Annotated in this window: 17 protein-coding genes; 4 read left to right on the top strand and 13 right to left on the bottom strand. The window is 72.3% G+C overall.

Features of this window, described 5'->3' with window-relative positions; translation table 11 throughout:
• Nucleotides 1-97: 97 nt before the first annotated feature.
• Entirely contained in the window at nt 98-1,123 is a 1,026-nt protein-coding gene (locus BS83_RS07845) for an SAM-dependent methyltransferase (RefSeq protein WP_037602175.1), read from the top strand.
• On the top strand, nt 1,120-2,274 hold the full coding sequence (locus BS83_RS07840) for an NADH-quinone oxidoreductase subunit D (RefSeq protein ID WP_037602173.1): 1,155 nt from the start codon (nt 1,120-1,122) through the stop codon (nt 2,272-2,274). The genes BS83_RS07845 and BS83_RS07840 overlap by 4 nt, the downstream gene beginning before the upstream one ends.
• Before the next feature lie 18 nt (nt 2,275-2,292).
• Here the strand turns inward: BS83_RS07840 and BS83_RS07835 are convergent, their stop codons facing one another.
• The 7 genes from BS83_RS07835 to BS83_RS07805 form a co-directional block, all read right to left on the bottom strand.
• Complete coding sequence (locus tag BS83_RS07835; RefSeq protein ID WP_157597013.1) at nt 2,293-2,598, bottom strand: hypothetical protein; 306 nt, start codon at nt 2,596-2,598, stop codon at nt 2,293-2,295.
• 1,078 nt (nt 2,599-3,676) lie between these two features.
• Complete coding sequence (locus tag BS83_RS07830; protein WP_037602170.1) at nt 3,677-4,165, bottom strand: DUF3180 domain-containing protein; 489 nt, start codon at nt 4,163-4,165, stop codon at nt 3,677-3,679.
• 69 nt (nt 4,166-4,234) lie between these two features.
• The gene (gene folK, locus BS83_RS07825; RefSeq protein WP_037602168.1) at nt 4,235-4,831 is read right to left on the bottom strand and encodes a 2-amino-4-hydroxy-6-hydroxymethyldihydropteridine diphosphokinase; all 597 of its coding nucleotides are present in this window, start codon (nt 4,829-4,831) and stop codon (nt 4,235-4,237) included.
• Nucleotides 4,828-5,190, bottom strand: coding sequence for a dihydroneopterin aldolase (gene folB, locus BS83_RS07820; RefSeq protein ID WP_037602167.1), 363 nt, complete (start codon nt 5,188-5,190; stop codon nt 4,828-4,830). Before folB ends, folK begins: the two co-directional genes overlap by 4 nt.
• Before the next feature lie 174 nt (nt 5,191-5,364).
• A complete protein-coding gene (locus BS83_RS07815) occupies nt 5,365-5,835 on the bottom strand; it encodes a nuclear transport factor 2 family protein (RefSeq protein WP_037602165.1) in 471 nt (156 codons plus the stop codon).
• On the bottom strand, nt 5,832-6,689 hold the full coding sequence (gene folP, locus BS83_RS07810; protein WP_232248125.1) for a dihydropteroate synthase: 858 nt from the start codon (nt 6,687-6,689) through the stop codon (nt 5,832-5,834). Before folP ends, BS83_RS07815 begins: the two co-directional genes overlap by 4 nt.
• A gap of 143 nt (nt 6,690-6,832) precedes the next feature.
• Nucleotides 6,833-8,641 carry a phosphatidylglycerol lysyltransferase domain-containing protein gene (locus BS83_RS07805; RefSeq protein WP_037602161.1) on the bottom strand — a complete coding sequence of 603 codons (1,809 nt, stop codon included), beginning with the start codon at nt 8,639-8,641 and terminating at the stop codon, nt 6,833-6,835.
• Between the two features lie 187 nt (nt 8,642-8,828).
• On the opposite strand from BS83_RS07805, the gene BS83_RS07800 reads away from it, so the two are divergent.
• Both BS83_RS07800 and BS83_RS07795 read left to right on the top strand, forming a co-directional pair.
• Entirely contained in the window at nt 8,829-9,986 is a 1,158-nt protein-coding gene (locus BS83_RS07800; RefSeq protein ID WP_037602159.1) for an alpha/beta hydrolase, read from the top strand.
• Nucleotides 9,987-10,022: 36 nt separating this feature from the next.
• Nucleotides 10,023-11,234, top strand: coding sequence for an alpha/beta hydrolase (locus BS83_RS07795; protein WP_157597012.1), 1,212 nt, complete (start codon nt 10,023-10,025; stop codon nt 11,232-11,234).
• 240 nt (nt 11,235-11,474) lie between these two features.
• On the opposite strand, the gene folE is transcribed toward BS83_RS07795, so the two are convergent.
• The 6 genes from folE to dacB all read right to left on the bottom strand — a co-directional run bounded on the left by folE (nt 11,475) and on the right by dacB (nt 19,611).
• On the bottom strand, nt 11,475-12,080 hold the full coding sequence (folE, locus tag BS83_RS07790) for a GTP cyclohydrolase I FolE (RefSeq protein ID WP_037602157.1): 606 nt from the start codon (nt 12,078-12,080) through the stop codon (nt 11,475-11,477).
• A 99-nt stretch (nt 12,081-12,179) separates the two neighbouring features.
• Entirely contained in the window at nt 12,180-14,198 is a 2,019-nt protein-coding gene (gene ftsH / locus BS83_RS07785; protein ID WP_037602155.1) for an ATP-dependent zinc metalloprotease FtsH, read from the bottom strand.
• A gap of 255 nt (nt 14,199-14,453) precedes the next feature.
• Nucleotides 14,454-15,008, bottom strand: a complete 555-nt coding sequence (hpt, locus tag BS83_RS07780; RefSeq protein WP_037602153.1) for a hypoxanthine phosphoribosyltransferase — start codon at nt 15,006-15,008, stop codon at nt 14,454-14,456.
• A gap of 81 nt (nt 15,009-15,089) precedes the next feature.
• Nucleotides 15,090-16,277, bottom strand: coding sequence for a tRNA lysidine(34) synthetase TilS (tilS, locus tag BS83_RS07775; protein ID WP_037602151.1), 1,188 nt, complete (start codon nt 16,275-16,277; stop codon nt 15,090-15,092).
• A 318-nt stretch (nt 16,278-16,595) separates the two neighbouring features.
• Entirely contained in the window at nt 16,596-17,702 is a 1,107-nt protein-coding gene (locus tag BS83_RS07770; RefSeq protein WP_037602149.1) for a zinc-dependent metalloprotease, read from the bottom strand.
• 268 nt (nt 17,703-17,970) lie between these two features.
• Entirely contained in the window at nt 17,971-19,611 is a 1,641-nt protein-coding gene (dacB, locus tag BS83_RS07765) for a D-alanyl-D-alanine carboxypeptidase/D-alanyl-D-alanine endopeptidase (protein WP_051942762.1), read from the bottom strand.
• Nucleotides 19,612-19,649 lie beyond the last annotated feature (38 nt).

Genomic DNA, 19,649 nt, shown 5'->3' with positions numbered 1-19,649 from the left:
AGTGCCGAAGGGCCCCACCGTCCGCCGCCGGGCGGAGTCCTCCTCCTCCCCAAGTCGGAGTTTGGTTGGAAAGGGCACCCGCTGCCAGGGTGGACGCATGGGCTATGTGCGATGGCGTCAGGCGATGGACCAGGCCCTCTACGGCCGCCCGGACGGCTTCTTCGTCCGCGCGGGCGGAGGCCCGGCCGCGCACTTCCGCACCTCCGTGCACGCGTCCCCGCTGTTCGCGGGCGCGGTGCTGCGGCTTGCCCGGTGGGTGGACGAGGCACTGGACCGTCCGGACGAGCTGGTCGTCTGCGACATCGGGGCCGGACGCGGGGAGCTGCTGGTCGAGCTGGGCGCGCAGGCGCGTCGGCAGGACCCCGGGCTCGCGGACCGGCTGCGGCTGCGGGCGGTGGAGCGGGCGGAGCGACCGGCCGAGCTGCCCGGCTGGGTGGAGTGGACCGACCGGATCGAACCGGTCGGGGCCGGGCTGGTCTTCGCCAACGAATGGCTCGACAACGTGCCCTGCGAGATCGCCGAACGGGACGGGACGGGCGCGGCCCGTTACGTCCTGGTCGACCCTGCCACCGGGGACGAGCGGCCGGGCGAGCTCCTCTCGAGGGAGGACGCCGACTGGCTCGACGCCGCCTTCGGCAGCGCCGCCGAACGCGCCGAGCTCGGGGGGACGCGCGACCGCGCCTGGGCCGAGGCGGTCGGCTCGCTGGGACGCGGCCTGGCCGTCGCCGTCGACTACGCCCACACCCGGGCGGACCGACCTCCCTTCGGCACCCTGACCGGCTACCGGGCCGGCCGGCAGGTCGAGCCCGTCCCCGACGGCTCCTGCGACCTGACCGCGCACGTCGCCCTCGACGCCTGCCTGGACGCGGCTGCCGCCGCGCACCGCCGCGTCACCCACAGCCTGTGGACGACGCAGCGCGAGGCGCTGCGCGCGCTGGGCGTCTCCGGGGAGCGGCCGCCGCTCGCCCTGGCGTCCACCGATCCGGCCGGCTACGTCCGGGCCCTGACCGCCGCCGGTGAGGCGGCGGAGCTGACCGCGCTCGGCGGACTCGGCTCCTTCCTGTGGGGTGCACAGGCTGTGGACATGGAGATCCCCGCGGGATGGCAGACTCTGTGCCCATGAGGGAGACGACGGTGGGCATCGGCGCGGGCGCGGCCACGGAGCTCGGCACCAGCGACATGGTGCTGAACATCGGTCCGCAGCACCCGAGCACCCACGGCGTGCTGCGACTGCGGCTGCGGCTGGACGGCGAGCTGATCACCGAGGCGGAGCCGGTCATCGGCTACATGCACCGCGGCGCGGAGAAGCTCTTCGAGGCCCGCGACTACCGGCAGATCATCATGCTGGCCAACCGGCACGACTGGCTCTCCGCCTTCGCCAACGAGCTGGGCGTCGTGCTCTCGGTCGAGCGGATGCTCGGCATGGAGGTCCCCGCGCGGGCGACCTGGACCCGGACGATGCTGGCCGAGCTGAACCGGGTGCTGAACCACCTGATGTTCCTCGGCTCCTACCCGCTGGAGCTGGGCGGGATCACGCCGATCTTCCACGCCTTCGAGGAGCGGGAGCGGCTGCAGGCGGTCCTGGAGGAGGCCTCGGGCGGGCGGATGCACTACATGTTCAACCGCGTCGGCGGCCTGAAGGAGGATCTGCCGGCCGGCTGGTACGGGCGGGTCCGCGGCGCGGTCGCGGCGGTGCGGGCGAAGAGCGAGGTCTTCGACAAGCTGGTGCTGGGCAACGAGATCTTCCGCGCCCGCACCCGCGGCGTCGGCGTGCTCGCGCCCGAGCTGGTGCACTCCTACGGGGTGAGCGGGCCGATCGCCCGCGCCTCCGGCGTCGACTTCGACCTGCGCCGCGACGAGCCGTACCTGGCCTACGGCGAGCTGGCGGACGTGCTGCGGGTTCCGGTGCGGCAGCGCGGCGACTGCCTGGACCGCTTCGAGTGCCTGCTGGAGCAGCTGCACAACAGCCTGGACCTGGCGGACGCCTGCCTGGACCGGATCGCGGAGCTGCCCCAGGGTCCCGTCAACGTGCGACTGCCGAAGGTGCTGAAGGCGCCGGAGGGCGCCACCTACGCCTGGACGGAGAACCCGCTCGGGATCAACGGCTACTACCTGGTCTCGCGCGGCGACAAGACGCCGTGGCGGCTGAAGCTGCGCTCGGCGTCCTACAACAACATCCAGGTGCTGAGCGAGCTGCTGCCGGGGACGCTGGTCTCGGACATGGTCGCGATCCTGGGCTCGATGTTCTTCGTCGTCGGCGACGTCGACAAGTAGCCCGCGGCGCGGTGCCCGTCAGACGGCGCGGATGGCGCGGACGTCGATCGGCTCGGTCTCGTCCTCGGCGGTGAGGTCGACGATGGCGTGCTCGGTCCGCTCGTGGGCGTTGGTCGGCAGCACCGACGGGGCCTCAGGGGCCGCCACGTAGCGCGCCTGCGCGGCCGCTGCCTCGTCCCCGACCACGTCGGCGGTGTCGGTCCCGGCCCCGGTCTCCGGCCCGGTCTCGGCGCCGAGCTTGGAGCCGATCGCGCCCTCCTGGCGGGCGAAGAAGTTGAACGTCCCGGTGGCCCGGCCCTGACGCGGCATCGCGGTCGGCGGCACGGCGGCCGCGGGCCGCAGCGGCGGCAGCGCGGCGCGCGCCCACGCGGGCGCGGCGTCCGCGGACGGCTCCGACCCCGCGGCGCCGGCGCGCCCGGCGACGTACGGCGCGACCAGCCGCTGGCCGGTGCGCCCGGTGGCGCCCGCCGCAGCCGAGGCGGCCCCGTAGGTCTGTCCCTGTGCGCCCGCGGTCTCCGCCGCCGCGGCCCGTCGGTCGATCGCCCCGCTCGCACTGGCGCCGCCGGGGCGGCCGCCTTCTCGCCCGCCTGCGCGGCCGGAGCCGTCGCGGCCGGGGTGGCCGCGGTCGTAGGCGTCGCGGCCGGGGTGGCCGGCGCCGGGGTGGCGTCCGCCGTCGCCGCGGGGACCTGAGCGTCCGTCACGGCCGTTGCGGCGGTGGCCGCGTCGGCCTCCGCCGCGGGAACCAGCTCGGCACGGGCGGGCCGGCGGAGCGCGACGGCGTGGCCGGTCTCGGCGAGCTCGGCGCGGCGCTCCAGGGTGCGCAGGGCGGCCGCGGCCTTGAGGTAGGCGGTCGTGGTCGGGCGGGCGCCGCGCTTCGCGGACTCGCGGGCCTGCACGGCCTCCGCCTCGCGCAGCGCCTGCTCGGCGGCCAGACGGGCGCGCTCGCGCAGCAGCTGCCCGTGGGTGGCCTCCGCGTGCGCCAGCTGGCTCCGCTGCGCGAGGACCCGCCGCTCCAGGCGCTTGACCTGCTCCTCGGCGGCCTCCGCCTGGTACTCGAGCTCGGCGACCCGCTCCTCGAAGCGGGCCTCGTCGCGCCCGCGCGCGGCCTGCTCGGCGGCCAGCTCCTGCTCCGCCGCCTGCTCGCGCTGACGCAGCAGCACCGCGGCCGCGCACGCGCCCACGGAGACCGCGATCACCAGCACCCTGAGCACGCCGGTACTGCTGGTCAACAACGCAGCCGCCAGCGCGGCGAGCGCGAGGACCGAACAGGCGAGCGACGGCAGCGCCCGGCGCAGCGGGGAGGCTTGACGGTGGCGACCACGAGACATGGCCAGAAATCTAGCGTGATCGTCCGACTTATGTCAGGCGAGGTCCCAAAGACACTCTTGACAGACGGCTTCGATCACCGTGTGCGGTCGGGCACCGACGGGTCGTCAGGGTCCTCCGGCAGCTTGCAGACCTGCTGCAGCCACAGCGCCGCCGCCATCACCGCGATGCCCGCGACGACGGCGAACAGCGCCGTCAGCGACTGCCCCTTGCGGGCCGGCGAGGTGTCCCAGAGGCTGATCAGGAAGACGCCCATGCCGCCGTAGACGCCCGTCACGAGCGCCGCGACCAGGGCGCTCGCCTGACCCAGCACCACCGCCCGCGCGGCGGACAGCGGATCGACGCCCTTCGCGCCGGGCACCCGGTCCCGCTGCGCGCGCAGCCGCCCGCGCAGCGAGATCGCGGTGGCGGTCAGCACCACCGCGATCACGGCCAGCACGATCGGCGCCGCCGCGGGCACACCGGGCAGCGAGCCGACGGAATTCCACAGCCGCGCCCCCGCCCAGGACAGCAATCCGGCGATCAGCGTGATCACGGCGAGCACGAGCGGGCGAAGCGCCTTCACGAAAGTCCCTCCAGCCAAGGATTCGCTCCACCTTACGACCTGGGGCGCGGCAGGCGTCGTGAGAGGGCGTCAGCGCGGCAGATGCAGCGCGAGGTCCTCACGCCTGCGGACGCCCTCGGCGCCCACGGCGGCCAGGAGCTGGGCGACCGGACCGTGGCCCTGCAACTGCGCCTCGGGGTCCGCGTCCAGCCAGGGGGCCAGCACGAAGCCGCGCTCGTGGGCGCGCGGGTGCGGCAGGATCAGCTCGGGGACGTCCTGCTCGACGCCCTCGTAGGAGACGATGTCGACGTCCAGCGTACGCGGGCCCCAGCGGACCGTGCGGACGCGGCCGAAGGCGTCCTCGATGGCGTTGGCGCGTTCCAGCAGCGACTGCGGCGGCAGCGTCGTCTTCAGCAGCAGCACCGCGTTGAGGTAGGCGGGCTGGTCCTCGGGGCCGCCCACGCCGTCGGTCTCGAAGACCGCGGAGACGGCCTTCACCCGGACGCCGGGGGTGTCCTCCAGCGCGTCCACGGCGCCCTGCAGCGTCTCCAGGCGGTTGCCCAGGTTGCTGCCGAGGGCGATCACGGCGTGGCGCGGGTTGTGCAGGGTCGTGTCCGCCGAGTCGACGGTCGCCTTGACCTCGGCGGGGACCGGCGTGGCGGTGGGATCGGGATTCATGAGATTCATCCGCGGCTCCGAACGATGGTGATGGTGACGTCGTCGAACGGGACGGTGATCGGTGCGTCCGGCTTGTGCACGGTGACCTCCACCTCCTGGACGGCGGCGTGGCTGAGGCACTGGTCGGCGATGCGCTGGGCGAGCGTCTCGATCAGGTCGACCGGGTCGCCGGTGACGACGGCGACGACCTCCTCCGAGATGACGCCGTAGTGCGCCGTGGCGGCGAGGTCGTCCCCTGAGGCGGCCGGGCGGGTGTCGACGCCGAGGGAGACGTCGACGACGAAGGTCTGGCCCAGCTCCCGTTCACGCGGGAAGACGCCGTGATGGCCGCGAGCGCGCAGGCCCGTGACCGTGATGCGGTCGAGCATGTGAAGACTCCCTGTCGTCCGGCTCGCCGGCGACGCACGCGGGAGCGAGCAGGCTTCGATGCCTACCGGCACCAAGCTACCTTGCAAAACCGACAATCCCGCGCGGGGCCCATTTGATTCCCAGGCCCCGCCCGAAAGGATCAATTCGCGCCGCCGCTGCTGACGCGCGGCCGGTCAGTCCTCGTCGTCGTCGCCGCCGGTGAGCACCGGAGAACCGTGGTGCGACCAGAGCCGCCAGCCCTCCCCGCTACGCCGGAACAGGTTGGTCGCGACCACCCGCCCGCCCACCAGCGGGCCCAGCTCGCCCTCCTCCTCGGCCTCGCCGCCGGAGAGGATGTTCTCGGTGCAGGTGACCAGTGCCACATCGCCGAGCACCTCGACCTCGACGTCGGTCAGGAAGAACTGGATGTACTCGGTGTGGGCCATGATCAGCGCGTAGGAGCGCAGCACCGACGCCCGCCCGCGCAGCACCGGCCAGCCGGGATGCACGCAGACCGCGCCGTGCACGTCGTCCGCGTCGGCCCCGGAGACCCAGACGTCCGTCAGCGCGTCCAGGTCGCCCGCCTCCAGCGCGGCGTAGAGGGCCAGATTCGCCTCGGTGACCGCGGCGACCTCGGCCTCGCTCCCCCTGGGAACCCCGGTCACCGGGCGGCCCGCAGGGCCGCCTCGACACGGACCGCGTCGGCGCTGGCCGTCACCTCGTGCACCCGCACCGCCCAGGCGCCGCCGGCCGCGGCGAGCGCGGAGACGGCCGCGGTGGCGGCGTCACGGGCGCGGGCGGGGCGCAGCTCGCCGGTCTGCTCGTCGGCGAGCAGTGTGCCGAGGAACCGCTTGCGCGAGGCCGCGACCAGCAGCGGGCGCCCGAGGCGCGCCCAGGCGTCGAGCCGGGCCAGCAGGGCCCAGTCGTCCTCACGCGTCTTGGCGAACCCGAGGCCGGGATCGACGATCACCTGGGCCGGGTCGACCCCGCCGGCCACGACCGTCTCCATCTGCGCCTCGACCTCCGCGACCACCTCGGCGACGACGTCCTCGTAGCGGGCCAGCGCGTCCATCTCCGTCGACTGGCCGCGCCAGTGCATCACCACGAAGGGGACGCCCGTCTCCGCGGCGACCTTGACCATGCCGGAGTCGGCGCGCCCTCCGCTCACGTCGTTGATCACCTTCGCCCCGGCGGCGACGGCGGCCTCGGCGACGACCGCGCGCATGGTATCCACGCTGACCACGACCCCGGCCCCGGCCAGCCCCCGCACGACCGGCAGCACGCGCCGGAGCTCCTCGTCCTCGGTCACCCGCGTGGCCCCTGGCCGGGTCGACTCACCGCCGACGTCCACGATGTCCGCGCCCGACTCCGCGAGCGCGAGCCCGTGGGCGACCGCCTTGTCCGGGTCGAGCCAGAGCCCGCCGTCCGAGAAGGAGTCCGGCGTGACATTGACGATGCCCATCACCCCGCAGCGACCCCAATCGGGCAACCCGGGCAGCGTGCGGTGCGGAGTGTTCATGCGTTGATTATCCCGCGCGTGACAATTCAGGCAGACGACCGCCTGCCCAAGGGGCGCGAGGAACTGCGTGACGAGCCACTGACGAGCGGATGGCCGCCCACGCGCAGGGCCCTCCGCACGCCGTCGGTCGCCGGAGCGTGCGACTACCTCGGGGCGGGGACGGTGATCGCGGCGTTGGGTTCCGGGTGCTGCTTCTGGAAGCGGCGCAGCGCCTTCGGCAGCTCCATCACGATGAACGCCTCCGCCTGCAGCGCGGCGATGCCGATCCGCGGCAGGTCCGCCGTGCTCGGGTAGACCAGGAACCGCGGTTCCCAGATCGGCCGGAACTTCGCGTTGAACTTGTACAGCGACTCGATCTGGAACCACCGCGACAGGAACACCAGCAGCCCCCGCCAGGCACGCAGCACCGGACCGGCCCCGATCCGCTCACCCCGCGCCAGCGCCGAACGGAACATCGCGAAGTTCAGCGAGACCCGGGTGACGTCCAGGGACGGGCAGGCCTCCAGCGCCTTCACGATCAGCAGCTCGTTCAGGCCTGGGTCCGCGTCCCGGTCACGGCGCATCAGGTCCAGCGAGATGCCGTCCTTGCCCCAGGGCACGAAGTGCAGCACCGCGCGGATGTCCGACGTCCCCTCAGGAGCGCCCTCCACCGCCTTGTGCGCGGTCACCACCACGCAGCCCTCGTCGCGGATGTCGCCGAAGCGGCCCAGCGCCATCGAGAAGCCGCGCTCGGTCTCCGTGCCGCGCCAGGTGTCCGCCGCGTGGCGGATCGCGTCGCGCTCCTGCGCGTCCAGGTCGGAGACCCGGCGCACCCGGCACTCGTAGCCCGCGCGCTCGATCCGCTTCACCATCTGGCGGACGTTGCGCATCGCGCGGCCCTCCAGGGTGAAGTCGGCGACCTCGACGATCGCCTCGTCGCCGATCTCCAGCGCGTCCAGACCCGCCTCGCGGGTCCACACCTCGCCGCCGGTCTCGCTGCAGCCCATCACCGCGGGGACCCAGGCGTGCTGGTAGGCCTCCTCCATGAACCGCTTGATCGCGCCGGGCCAGGCCTCGACGTCGCCGATCGGGTCGCCGGAGGCCAGCATCACACCGGAGACGACGCGGTACGCCACCGCCGCCTTGCCGGTCGGCGAGAAGATCACCGACTTGTCGCGGCGCAGCGCGAAGTAGCCGAGCGAGTCGCGGGCGCCGTGCTTGGTCAGCAGCTCGCGGACCTGCTGCTCCTCGGCCTGGTCCAGCGAGGCGAAGGGCTTGGAGGGACGCAGCGCCAGCCACGCCGTGCTGACCGCGGTGAACAGGCCGAGGCCGGCGAGCGAGTAGTAGACCAGGTCGCCGGTCCGGTCGCCGGTGTACTGGATCGGGCCGCCGATGCCGACCAGCCCCCAGAACACCTCCCAGAACCGCTCGCGCAGTGAGGGGTTCCCCACAGTCGTCTTCGCGTGCGCCGACACGATGATCATGCCGAGGCCGAAGCTCAGCGCGCCCATCAGCACCAGGTTGAACAGCGCGCGCCAGCGGGTGCGCGGGTCGGAGAGGGCGTAGAACTCCCGGTTGTTCACCAGCAGCACCACCCACACCACGAGCGTGATCGCCGCCGTGCCGGCGTGGTGCCAGCGCAGCAGTTCGACCACCGCCCCTATCGGCAGCAGCACCGCGACCGCGCGGAAGGCGCGCAGCTTACGGCGGCGCAGCGCGTGCGCGAGCATGATCAGCAGAATGCCGATGACCAGGGACAACGCCGTGGCGACGGTGGTGACGGTGCCCGGCAGCACCGCGGCGAGCTCGTGCATCCGCGAGGCACGGAAGTGCGGGAAGACCGCGGCGACGATGTCGAAGATGCCGATCAGAGCGGTCGCGTAGCCGACGACCCTCGGGACCCAGGGACGGGAGATCTTGGGGATCGGCAGACCCTTGCGGGTCGGTCGTTCGGTGGCCACGGGTTCGCTCATGGGTGCACAGCGTAGACGTACTGGTAAGGACTTGGTTCCGGATGCGCCGTCCCAGGTGATGACAGCACATGAATAGAACTCATACACGCCTTTTCATGCTGCTTCTCAGCTTGCACTCAGGCATGCTGGTACGTCGGGCCTCGGCCCGAACAACGGGTGGACGCACGATTAAGATCTTGGGCAGGTCATGGGACTCACCAGCAGGAAACTGGAGCTGCTTGTCGCACTTCTGGCGGTGGCGAGCTTCGTCGGGACGATCTGGCTGTGGCCCAAGCTGAGCTCCCGCAACTGGAAGGCCCTGCTGGGCCGGGTCGGCACGCTGCTGACCAGTCAGCTGCTGAGCCTGATGGCGATCGGCCTGGTCGCCAACAACTGGGGCGGCTTCTACAGCTCCTTCAGCGACCTGTTCGGCACCGACCAGGGCGGCGCCACCAGCATCGTCGACCACACCAAGCCGACCTCGGACGGCAAGGGCGCCGGCGGCGTCACCGTGATCGACTCCAAGCCGGTGGCCCTGCAGATGGGCGGCGCGAGCTCGAACGCGCGCGGCGGCACCGTGGAGCAGGTCTCCATCCACGGCGGCTCCACCGACCTGGACGAGCCGGCCTTCGTCTACCTGCCGGCGGGCTACAAGGACCCGGCGAACGCGCACAAGAAGTACCCGGTCATGATCGTCTTCACCGGCTACCCGGGCACCCCGGAGAACCTCGTCTCCCGGATGAAGTACCCGACGATCGCCGCCCAGGCGATCTACCAGAAGAAGATGCAGCCCACGGTCATGGTGCTGATGCGTCCCGCGGTGGCCATGCCTCGCGACAACGAGTGCCAGGACATACCCGGCGGCCCGCAGGCGCAGACCTTCTTCGCCAAGGACCTCCGCCGGGCGCTGGCCACGCAGTACGACATCTCCACCGACGGCAAGGCCTGGGGCGTGCTCGGCGACTCGACCGGCGGCTACTGCGCGCTCTCGCTGGCCATGCGCGCCCCCGACTCCTTCACCGCCGCGGTCTCCCTCTCCGGGTACTACAAGGCGATCCAGGACTCCACCACCGGCGACCTCTTCGGCGGCAGCCAGGACCTGCGCAACCAGGCCGACCTGATGTGGCGTGTGCAGAACCTGCCGCCCGTCCCGGTCTCCCTGCTGGTCACCAGCAGCAAGACCGAGGCCGACTACAAGTCGACGCTGGCCTTCATCAAGGCCGTCTCGGCCAAGCCGCCCTTCACGATCTCCTCGCTCATGCTGGAGAGCGGCGGCCACAACTTCAACACCTGGAACCAGGAGACCCCGCAGGCGCTGCCCTGGCTCGCGTCGAAGCTGGTCGTCCCGAACACCGCGGGCACCTGACCCGCCCCGCCCGACGCCCTCCGCTCCCCTCGGTCGTTGAACACCCCGGAGTTGAACACCCCGGACGACGACGGGGCGAACGCGGAACGGGGTACCGGTGTGATGGAGCTGACCAGCGCTGCGCTGCTCTGGACGGTTCTCGGACTGACCGTGCTGGTCACGGTGGTGACGGTGTGGTGCTGGCCACGGCTGGCCGGCCGGGGCTGGGCACGGGTCGCGGCCCGCTTGGGCGCGCTGCTCTCCGGCCAGCTGGGCCTGGTGCTCGCGGCGGCCCTGCTGGTCAACTCGTACGGTGACTTCTATCCCACCTGGGACGACCTGCTCGGCCCGGACCAGCAGGTCAGCCTGGGCAGGGCGGCAGGCGGGGGCGACGCGCTGGGCCTGCCCGGCGGCACGGCGGGCTCACGCCTGGTCCGGCCCGACGGCCCGGCCCCGGCCATCCTGCCCGGCCCGGCGAACCGGGTCGGCTCGCTCTCCTCGGTCCGCCTGATCGGCCCCCGGACGGGGCTCCGGCAGCAGGCGTACGTCTACCTTCCCCCGCAGTACTTCCAGCCGGCCTACGCGCGCACCCGCTTCCCCGTCGTGCTGATGATGACCGGCTTCCCCGGCACCATCCAGAGCACCCTGGGCCGCCTGGACCCGCCCCGGCAGGCGGCCGGCCTGATCGCGGGCGGCCGGATGCAGCCGACGATCCTGGTGCTGGTCTCCCAGAACGTGGCCCTGCCCAGGGACACCAACTGCGTGGACGCAGTCGGCGGACCCCAGGTGGACACCTACTTCTCCACCGAGGTCCCTGCGGCGCTGCGCTCCGCCTACCGCCTGCTGCCCTCGCCCGGCGGCTGGGCGGTGGAGGGCTACTCCGAGGGCGGCACCTGCGCGCTGGCCTTCGCGATGCGCCACCCGGGGGTCTTCGGCGTGGTCGGCGATCTGGGCGGCGACTACGGTCTCTACGAGAACCGCCAGACCGGCACACTCTTCGGGCCCGAGGGCCCGGACCGGGACCGGATGATGTCCGAGGCGGACTTCGGCTGGCGCCTCACGCATCTGCCGGCTCCGCCGATCAAGGTCCTGCTGGCCACGTCGGTCCGCGACCGCGACTACCCCGCGACCCAGCGGTTCCTCGCCGAGGTCCGCCCCCCGATGCAGGCCACCCCTCTGCTGCTGCGCTCCGGCGGCCACAACTTCGGCACCTGGTCCGCCGAACAGGGCCCCACCCTCGAATGGCTCAGCGCCCAACTCACCCACTGAGGCCCGGTGGCAACGCCTCAGGGGCGCGAGGAACTGCGCGAGGAACCACCCTGTGCGGACGGCCCTGCGCGTTCGGGTCCATCCGGTCGTCAGAGGGGGCACCTCCCGGCCGAAGGCTGGGGACTGTCGCGCACGTAGTCGATCAAGCAGAGCCCCGCGCCCCTGGGGTGGTGCCACCGGCCCTCTGCTCGAAGGTTCCGCGCCATCGGCGGAGCCTCGGGCCCCTGGTGGTGCGACCGACTATCGCCCGATGATGAGGCTCATCGCCTCCGCGCGGGTCTTGCCGTCGCGCAGCTGGCCCCGGACCGCGGAGGTCATCGTCTTCGCGCCGGGCTTGCGGATGCCCCGCACGGACATGCACATGTGCTCCGCCTCGATCACGACGATCACCCCGCGTGCCTCCAGGATCCGCATCAGGGAGTCCGCGATCTGCGTCGTCAGACGCTCCTGCACCTGGGGCCGGCGCGCGAACACGTCGACCAGGCGGGCCAGCTTCGACAGGCCGGTGATCTTCCCGCTCTCGGCAGGGATGTAGCCGACGTGCGCCACGCCGTGGAACGGCAGCAGGTGGTGCTCGCAGCAGGAGACCAGCTCGATGTCCTTCACCAGGACCAGCTCGTCGTGACCGAGATCGAAGACCGTCGTCAGGACGTCCTCCGGCTCCTGGTACAGCCCCGCGAATATCTCGCGGTACGCGCGGGCCACTCGGGCGGGCGTGTCACGCAGGCCCTCGCGGTCCGGGTTCTCGCCGACGGCGATCAGCAGCTCACGGACGGCGTCCTCGGCCCGCTTCTGGTCGAACTCCCGGACTGCTCCGGTCGTCTCGATGGTCACCGGGTCGATCATGAGTGGTTCTCCTCGCTTGATGATTCGAAGAAGACACGCCGCTGCCCCAAGGCTAAAGCCCTGGGGCAGCAGTGTTCATTCCGCACTGTTCGCGAAGCGCTACAGCTCCGGCTGGTCCAGACCCGACAGCGGCGGGATCGACGGGCCCTTGTCCAGGGACGGGGCGCTGTCGCTGACGCCGTTGGTCAGGGCCAGCTCGCGCGGCGACTGCACCGGCGGGCGGGTGGACGGGGTCCTCCGCGCCGAACCGGTCCACGCCGGGCGCGGCGGGCGCTTGACGATCGGGGCGAAGATCTCGGCCAGCTGCTCCTTGTTCAGGGTCTCCTTCTCCAGGAGCTCCAGAACCAGGTTGTCGAGCACGTCCCTGTTCTCGACCAGGATCTCCCAGGCCTCGTTGTGGGCGTTCTCGATCAGCTTCTTGACCTCCTCGTCCACCAGTGCGGCGACCTCTTCCGAGTAGTCGCGCTGGTGACCCATCTCACGGCCCAGGAAGGGCTCGGAGGCGTCGGTGCCGAACTTGATCGCGCCGAGGCGCTCGGTCATGCCGTACTGGGTGACCATGGCCCGGGCGGTGCCGGTGGCCTTCTCGATGTCGTTGGACGCGCCGGTGGTCGGGTCGTGGAAGACCAGCTCCTCCGCCGCGCGCCCGCCCATCATGTAGGCCAGCTGGTCCAGCATCTCGTTGCGGGTGGTCGAGTACTTGTCCTCGTCCGGCAGCACCATCGTGTAGCCGAGGGCGCGGCCGCGGGAGAGGATCGTGACCTTGTGCACCGGATCGCTGTTCGGCGAGGCCGCCGCGACCAGGGCATGACCGCCCTCGTGGTACGCGGTGATCTTCTTCTCCTTGTCGGACATGATCCGCGTGCGCTTCTGCGGACCCGCCACGACGCGGTCGATCGCCTCGTCCAGCATGGTGTTGTCGATCAGCTTCTTGTCGCTGCGCGCAGTGAGCAGCGCGGCCTCGTTGAGCACGTTGCTCAGGTCGGCGCCGGTGAAGCCGGGGGTGCGGCGGGCGACGGCCATCAGGTCGACGTCCGGGGCGACCGGCTTGCCCTTCTGGTGGACCTTGAGGATCTCCAGACGGCCGGTGAGGTCCGGGCGGTCCACGGCGATCTGGCGGTCGAAGCGGCCCGGACGCAGCAGCGCCGGGTCGAGGATGTCGGGACGGTTGGTCGCCGCGATCAGGATCACGCCGCCCTTCACGTCGAAGCCGTCCATCTCGACGAGCAGCTGGTTCAGCGTCTGCTCGCGCTCGTCGTGACCGCCGCCGAGGCCGGCGCCGCGGTGGCGGCCGACCGCGTCGATCTCGTCGACGAAGACGATCGCCGGTGCGTTCGCCTTGGCCTGCTCGAACAGGTCACGGACACGCGAGGCGCCGACACCCACGAACATCTCGACGAAGTCGGAGCCGGAGATCGAGTAGAACGGCACCCCGGCCTCGCCGGCGACGGCGCGGGCCAGCAGGGTCTTGCCGGTTCCGGGCGGGCCGTAGAGCAGCACACCCTTGGGGATCTTGGCGCCGACGGCCTGGAACTTGGCCGGCTCCTGCAGGAACTCCTTGATCTCGTGGAGCTCCTCCACCGCCTCGTCCGCGCCCGCCACGTCGGCGAAGGTGGTCTTCGGGGTGTCCTTGGTGATCAGCTTGGCCTTGGACTTCCCGAACTGCATGACCCGGGAGCCGCCGCCCTGCATCTGGTTCATCAGGAACAGGAAGACCACGACGATCAGCACGAACGGCAGCAGCGAGAGCAGGATGCCGACGAAGGCGTTCTGCTTGTCCTGCTTCACCGTGTAGCTGGGGAGCGTGCCCTGGTCCACGGCCTTCTGCAGATCGGTCTGCAGGGTCGCCGCGAACTGGTCGGAGGCGTACGGGGCCTCGATCTTGTCAGTGCCGTCGAACTGCTTGCCGCTCTTGAGCTGCACCTTGATCAGCTGGCTGTCGCCCGTGGTCACCTGGACCGACTGGGCGTTGCCCTGCGTGACCTGACTGATGACGGCGCTGGTGTCCTCGGTCTTGTATCCCTGCGTCTGGGAGACGACCTGCATCAGCACGATGACGGCGAGGACGGCCAGCACGATCCACATCATCGGCGCACGGAAGTATCGCTTCACGTCCATCCATGCGGGGCGACCCTGGCCGCCCCGTCCCTCCTGCCACTGTGCGGCACCTCCCGGCTCGGCGGCCGGGCGATGCGTCCTATGTCTGCGTTTGCGTAACTGCTGTGTGTCCTCGACCGTCCCGATAGGAACAGCGAATTATTGGACGGTACCGCAGCCATTCTCCATCTGAACGGTTGCGCTCCCGTGTCAAACGGCTCTTCCCACCCTCCAACGGAGGGAAACCGACCACTGTTCCCGGCGAAAGCCGCGAAGTCAGCCGCCGTACACGTGGGGCGCGAGCGTGCCCACGAACGGGAGGTTGCGGTACTTCTCCGCGTAGTCGAGGCCGTAGCCGACGACGAACTCGTTGGGAATGTCGAATCCGACGTACCTGACGTCGATCGACACCTTCGCGGCGTCCGGCTTGCGCAGCAGCGTGCAGACCTCCAGCGACGCGGGGTTGCGCGACTGCAGGTTGCTGAGCAGCCAGGACAGGGTCAGCCCCGAGTCGATGATGTCCTCGACGATCAGCACGTCGCGGCCGGAGATGTCGGTGTCCAGGTCCTTGAGGATGCGGACGACGCCGGAGGACTTGGTGCCCATCCCGTAGGAGGAGACGGCCATCCAGTCCATGGTCACGTCGGAGTGCAGGGTGCGCGCCAGATCGGCCATCACCATCACCGCGCCCTTGAGGACACCGACGATCAGCAGGTCCTTTCCGGCGTAGTCGCGGTCGATCAGCGCCCCGAGCTCGGCGAGCTTGGCGTCGATCTCGTCCTTGCTGATGAGCACCTTGGCAAGGTCGGTGCCCATGTCCTTCTCGTCCACCGCGCTACTTCCTCAAGCTGGAGTTCGCAGAGTCGTCCCCTGCGGCTGCGTCCCTCAACCTTACGGGAGCCGACCGGGCCGTCAGGCCCGGCGGAAGGTCAGCCGACCCGCCTGCCGCCTCATCCGGACGTTGCCCGGCAGATGCACGGGACCCTGTCCGCGCCAGCCGGTGACCAGCAGGTCCATCGCCTCCACATGGCGGGCGAACAGCTCCCCGCCGGGGGAGCCCGCGGCCAGCGCCGCGCGGCGCAGCACCCGGCGGCGGACGGCGGCGGGCAGCTCGGCCAGCCGCGTGGCCTCCAGCCCGTCCGGACGAGTGACATCCGTCTCCACCTGGGCGGCCCAGACGTCCAGCGCGTCGGCGTCGTCCCTGAACAGGCGGGCGGTGCGGGCCAGCGCCTCGACGACGCCGCCGCCGAGGTGCTTCTCCAGCACCGGCAGCACCTCGTGGCGGACCCGCGCGCGGGTGTAGGCCGGGTCCACGTTGTGCGGGTCGTCCCAGACGGGCAGGTCGAGCACCGTGCAGGCGGCCCGGGTGGTGGCCCGGTCCAGTTCCAGGAAGGGCCGGCGGTAGCGGCCGGTCGCGGCGGGCATCCCGCTCAGCGAGCGGGTGCCGCTGCCGCGGGCGAGGCCCAGCAGCACGGTCTCGGCCTGGTCGTCGCGGGTGTGCCCGAGCAGGACGACCCGGGCGCCGTGGTGGTCGGCGGCGGACGCGAGCGCGGCGTAGCGGGCGTCCCTGGCGGCGGCCTCGGGACCGCCGTGGCCGGTGGCGGAGGGGACCCGGACGCCGAGGGCGTCGACCGGGTCGAGCCCGAGGGCGCGCAGGCGGGCGGCGACCTCGACGGCGCGGGAGGTGGACCCGGCCTGAAGGCCGTGGTCGACGGTGACCGCCCCGGCGCGCAGGCCGAGTTTCGCGGCTTCGAAGACGGTGGCGGCGGCGAGGGCCATCGAGTCGGCCCCGCCGGAGCAGGCCACCAGCACCAGCGGCGCGCCGGCGGCGGCACGGGGGCGGGGCCTGCGGAACTTGGCGTGACGCGGGTCGACGTCGCCGACGGACCTGATGAGCGGGCGCGGTGCGGCGGTGTCGGGGGTGTTCGGGGCGTTCGGGGTGTCCGGTTCGGCGGAAATCGATGCGGCGGAGCCCGGTGCAGCGGCGGTGGCGGTATCGGTCCCGGCGGCGCTGAAGGTGGCCGGAACCTCGTCGGCGAACTCGGCGAGCACCCGGCGCACCGCCAGGCGTATCGCCGCCACCGCGGGATGTGGACCCATGGTCGATCACTCCTTGGAGCGTACGGAGCAGAGCGTGCGGAGCAGGAGGCTGCCGCATCGTCTCATACCCAGAGTGACCGGCATGTCGCAGATCGTCGCAGACCTCCTGCCCGACACGCGGCTTCGTCGTCAGCCCGCCGACCTGGTTCGCGCGGACGGGTGAACGCCGAAACGTTTCGGCACCCGGTCCGCGCGTCCGCTGGACACGAGCTGAGGTGTCGTCAGCGCGGCGTGGCGGTCCGAAGCGGGTCCGGCGCGGGTCCGGCGCGGGTCGGGTCGGGCCGGGTCCGGAGCGGGCGGGGCCGGGCGGCGGGGCCGTCAGCGGTGCATACGGGCCACCCAGGCGGCGGGGTTGTGGATCTCCTCCTTCGTGGGAAGCGTGTTCGGCGACGTCCAGACCTTGTTGAGGCCCTCCATGCCGACCGCGTCCAGCACCGCGTTCACGAAGACCGCGCCGTCCTGGTACTGGCGCAGCTTGGCGTCCATGCCCAGCAGCCTGCGCAGCAGCTGGTCCATCCGGCTCGCGCCCTTGGCGCGGCGCTGCTGGAACTTCTCCCTGATCTCCGCCACGCTCGGCACGACCTGCGGACCGACGCCGTCCATGACCACGTCGGCGTGACCCTCCAGCAGCGACATGACGGCCGTCAGCCGGCCGAGGATCTCGCGCTGCGCGGGCGTCTGCACGACCTCGACGAGGTTGCCGGGCGAGGGCGCGCCGCCGCTGACCGTCTCGCGGAGCCGCTCCAGCAGCGTGGCCGGGTCGATCTCGGTCTCGGCGAGGAAGGCCTGGATCTCTCCCTCGATGTGGTCGCGCAGCCACGGCACGGCGGTGAACTGGGTCCGGTGGGTCTCCTCGTGCAGGCAGACCCAGAGCCGGAAGTCGTGCGGGTTCACGTCCAGCTCGCGCTCGACCGAGACGATGTTCGGCGCGACCAGCAGCAGCCGCCCGGGGGGCGTGGCGGGCTTGCCCATGGCCGAGAGGTCGGCCGGGACGTCGGCGGGCGCGAAGGTCTCGTACTGGCCGAGCACCTTCGTCGACAGGAACGACAGCACCAGGCCCAGCTCCACACCGGTCAGCTTGCCGCCGACCGCGTTCATCGCCCCCGCGCCGGGCAGCGCGACCCGCTTCGCGGCCATCCGCTCGGTGAGCGGAGTGATCACGGTCCGGAAGCCGGCGACGTTCGCCCGGATCCACCCGGGCCGGTCCACGACGAGCACGGGCGTGCCGCCGTGGGGGGAGCCCATCTTCGTGTACGCCCGCACATGGCCCTCGGCCTCCCGCGCGTGCTCGCGCAGCTCCGCGACGACGGCGCGGGCCTCCTCGCGACTCACGTCGGGCCCCGGCCGAACGAGTCGGGTCGCTGTCGCGACCGCGAGGTCCCAGTCGATCATGTCCGTGCCCTTGCTACCGCCGGCGCTCGTCATGCGTTCAACCGTACGTTCTCTTCCCCGTTCTGGGCAGAAGGGCACCGCCCCCTCCCTCCCGACGCCGGGCCAGTTGCACGCCCCCCGGGGGCGCGAGGCTCTGCCCTACCCGACGCCGGACCGGTTGCACCATCAGGGGCGCGGGGAACCGTGCGCCTCCGGCATGCGGGCGCGTACGTCTCCGCACAGGGGTCGTCGCACTGTCCAGGGGCGCGAGGCTCTGCGGCCCTGCATGGTTCCCCGCCTGCTCAGAGCCGCGCGCCTGCGCTCAGGCCGCGCAGCCGCAGGTGGCCACCTTCGCCGCCAGGCGGTCGAGCGCGGCGCGGGCCGAGGTCGCGTCCGCGCTGCCGTTGGACATGAAGGCGAAGGCCAGCAGTCGGCCGCTGCGGTCGACGACGAGACCCGCCAGGGTGTTCACCGTGCTCAGCGAGCCCGTCTTCGCGCGGACCACGCCCAGACCCGCGGCGCTCCCCTCGCCGCCGTAGCGGTTGTCGAGCGTGCCGGTGAAGCCGGCGATCGGCAGGCCGCTGAGGACCGCCCGGAGCTCGGGGTGGGCCGGGGAGGCGTCCAGGACCAGCAGCTGCGTCAGCACCCGGGCCGGGATCCCGTCCTGGCCGCTGAGTCCGCTGGAGTCGACCAGGCGGGTCGCCCCCAGGGAGACGCCCAGACGGGTGAGCGTCGCCCGGACCGCGTCCGCGCCGCCGGCGAAGGTGGCCGGGCGGCCGGCGGCGATCGCGCAGGCGTGACCGAGCGCCTCGGCGATGTCGTTGTCGCTCTCGGTCAGCATCCGCTCGACGATCTCGCTCAGCGGAGCGCTCTGCACCTCGGCGACGACCTTCGCGCCGACCGGGGCGGTGGCCTGCACGGGCGTGCCCGAGCCGGCGACGTGGAGCCCCGCGGCGTTCAGCGCCTGGACGAAGGTGCGGGCCGCGGTCGCCGCCGGATCGGCGTAGCGCGGGGCGTCCTCCGTGCTCTGACGGTCGATCCTGCCCTCGTCCGCGGTCAGCGCCTGGACCAGGGCGATGTTCCCGTTGACCCCTATCGGGTGAAGCGCGGGGCCGGCGAAGAGCGAGATGTCGTACGTCACCCGCGGTCGGGCGGACGGGCTCACCGGGGCGCCCGTGGTGGCCGGAGCATCCGTCGAGGCCGTGGCGGCCGCGTCCGCCGCGTCGGCCTTGCCGCCGGTGGCGGCCGTCGCGGACGGACCGTTCAGCGCCTGGACGGTGGCCGCCGCCAGCGCGGACAGGCTGTCGCTGCCGCTCCCGCCGGAGGACGTCAGCGTCGGGTCCCCGCCGCCGACCAGGACGAGGCCGCCGTGCCCGTCACCGACCACCTTCGTGGTGAACCGGTGGTCGGGGCCGAGCAGGGCGAGCGCGGCCGTCGCGGTGGCGATCTTGTTGGTGGAGGCGGGCTGCTGCGGCTGGTCGGCGCCGGAGCTGTAGAGCGTGCTGCCGTCGGCCACGTCCACCACGGACGCGGTCACCCGGCCCAGCGCCCGGTCGGCCAGCGGACCGGTCAGCGCGCCGGCCAGTCCGCTCCTGGTCGGCGCCGTGGCGGTCACGCCCGCGGGCGTGAGGACGGCGGCGGGCGCCTGCCAGCTCGGTCCGGCGGGCTTCGCCGGGCTGCCCGCCGCACCGCCCGGGTGACCGGCGACATGGCCCCGACCTGCGGCAAGGGCACGTTCACTGGTCCGCTGGCCGCCCTGCCACGGGCCGGCCACGGCGATCGACACGACCGCGAGGACCAGCCCCGTCCCGGCCGCGATCCCGGCCACCCAGCGCGTCGGTGCGTACGCGTACCGGCGGCCGGCCTTCTTGGCGGTCGGCGCGGCGGCCGTCCACGCCGCGGTGGACGCCGTCCGTACCGCCTCGCGTGCGGACGCCAGCGCAGGCCTCAGCCGACCTCTCACCGCACCTGCCCAAACCCGCCAGTTCCCCATCCGGCCCT

The sequence above is a fragment of the Streptacidiphilus rugosus AM-16 genome (assembly GCF_000744655.1).
GTDB classification, from domain to species: Bacteria; Actinomycetota; Actinomycetes; order Streptomycetales; family Streptomycetaceae; genus Streptacidiphilus; species Streptacidiphilus rugosus.
This window is presented reverse-complemented; position numbering and strand designations above follow the sequence as displayed.

Excerpts from the sequence above, each read along its gene's own strand:
- BS83_RS07840 (WP_037602173.1), top strand. The coding sequence starts at position 1,120 with ATGAGGGAGACGACGGTGGGCATCGGCGCGGGCGCGGCCACGGAGCTC.
- BS83_RS07800 (WP_037602159.1), top strand. The coding sequence starts at position 8,829 with ATGGGACTCACCAGCAGGAAACTGGAGCTGCTTGTCGCACTTCTGGCG.
- folE (WP_037602157.1), bottom strand. The coding sequence starts at position 12,080 with ATGATCGACCCGGTGACCATCGAGACGACCGGAGCAGTCCGGGAGTTC.
- tilS (WP_037602151.1), bottom strand. The coding sequence starts at position 16,277 with ATGGGTCCACATCCCGCGGTGGCGGCGATACGCCTGGCGGTGCGCCGG.
- folB (WP_037602167.1), bottom strand. The coding sequence starts at position 5,190 with ATGCTCGACCGCATCACGGTCACGGGCCTGCGCGCTCGCGGCCATCAC.
- ftsH (WP_037602155.1), bottom strand. The coding sequence starts at position 14,198 with ATGGACGTGAAGCGATACTTCCGTGCGCCGATGATGTGGATCGTGCTG.
- folK (WP_037602168.1), bottom strand. The coding sequence starts at position 4,831 with ATGAATCTCATGAATCCCGATCCCACCGCCACGCCGGTCCCCGCCGAG.
- BS83_RS07770 (WP_037602149.1), bottom strand. The coding sequence starts at position 17,702 with ATGACGAGCGCCGGCGGTAGCAAGGGCACGGACATGATCGACTGGGAC.
- folP (WP_232248125.1), bottom strand. The coding sequence starts at position 6,689 with ATGAACACTCCGCACCGCACGCTGCCCGGGTTGCCCGATTGGGGTCGC.
- BS83_RS07845 (WP_037602175.1), top strand. The coding sequence starts at position 98 with ATGGGCTATGTGCGATGGCGTCAGGCGATGGACCAGGCCCTCTACGGC.
- BS83_RS07805 (WP_037602161.1), bottom strand. The coding sequence starts at position 8,641 with ATGAGCGAACCCGTGGCCACCGAACGACCGACCCGCAAGGGTCTGCCG.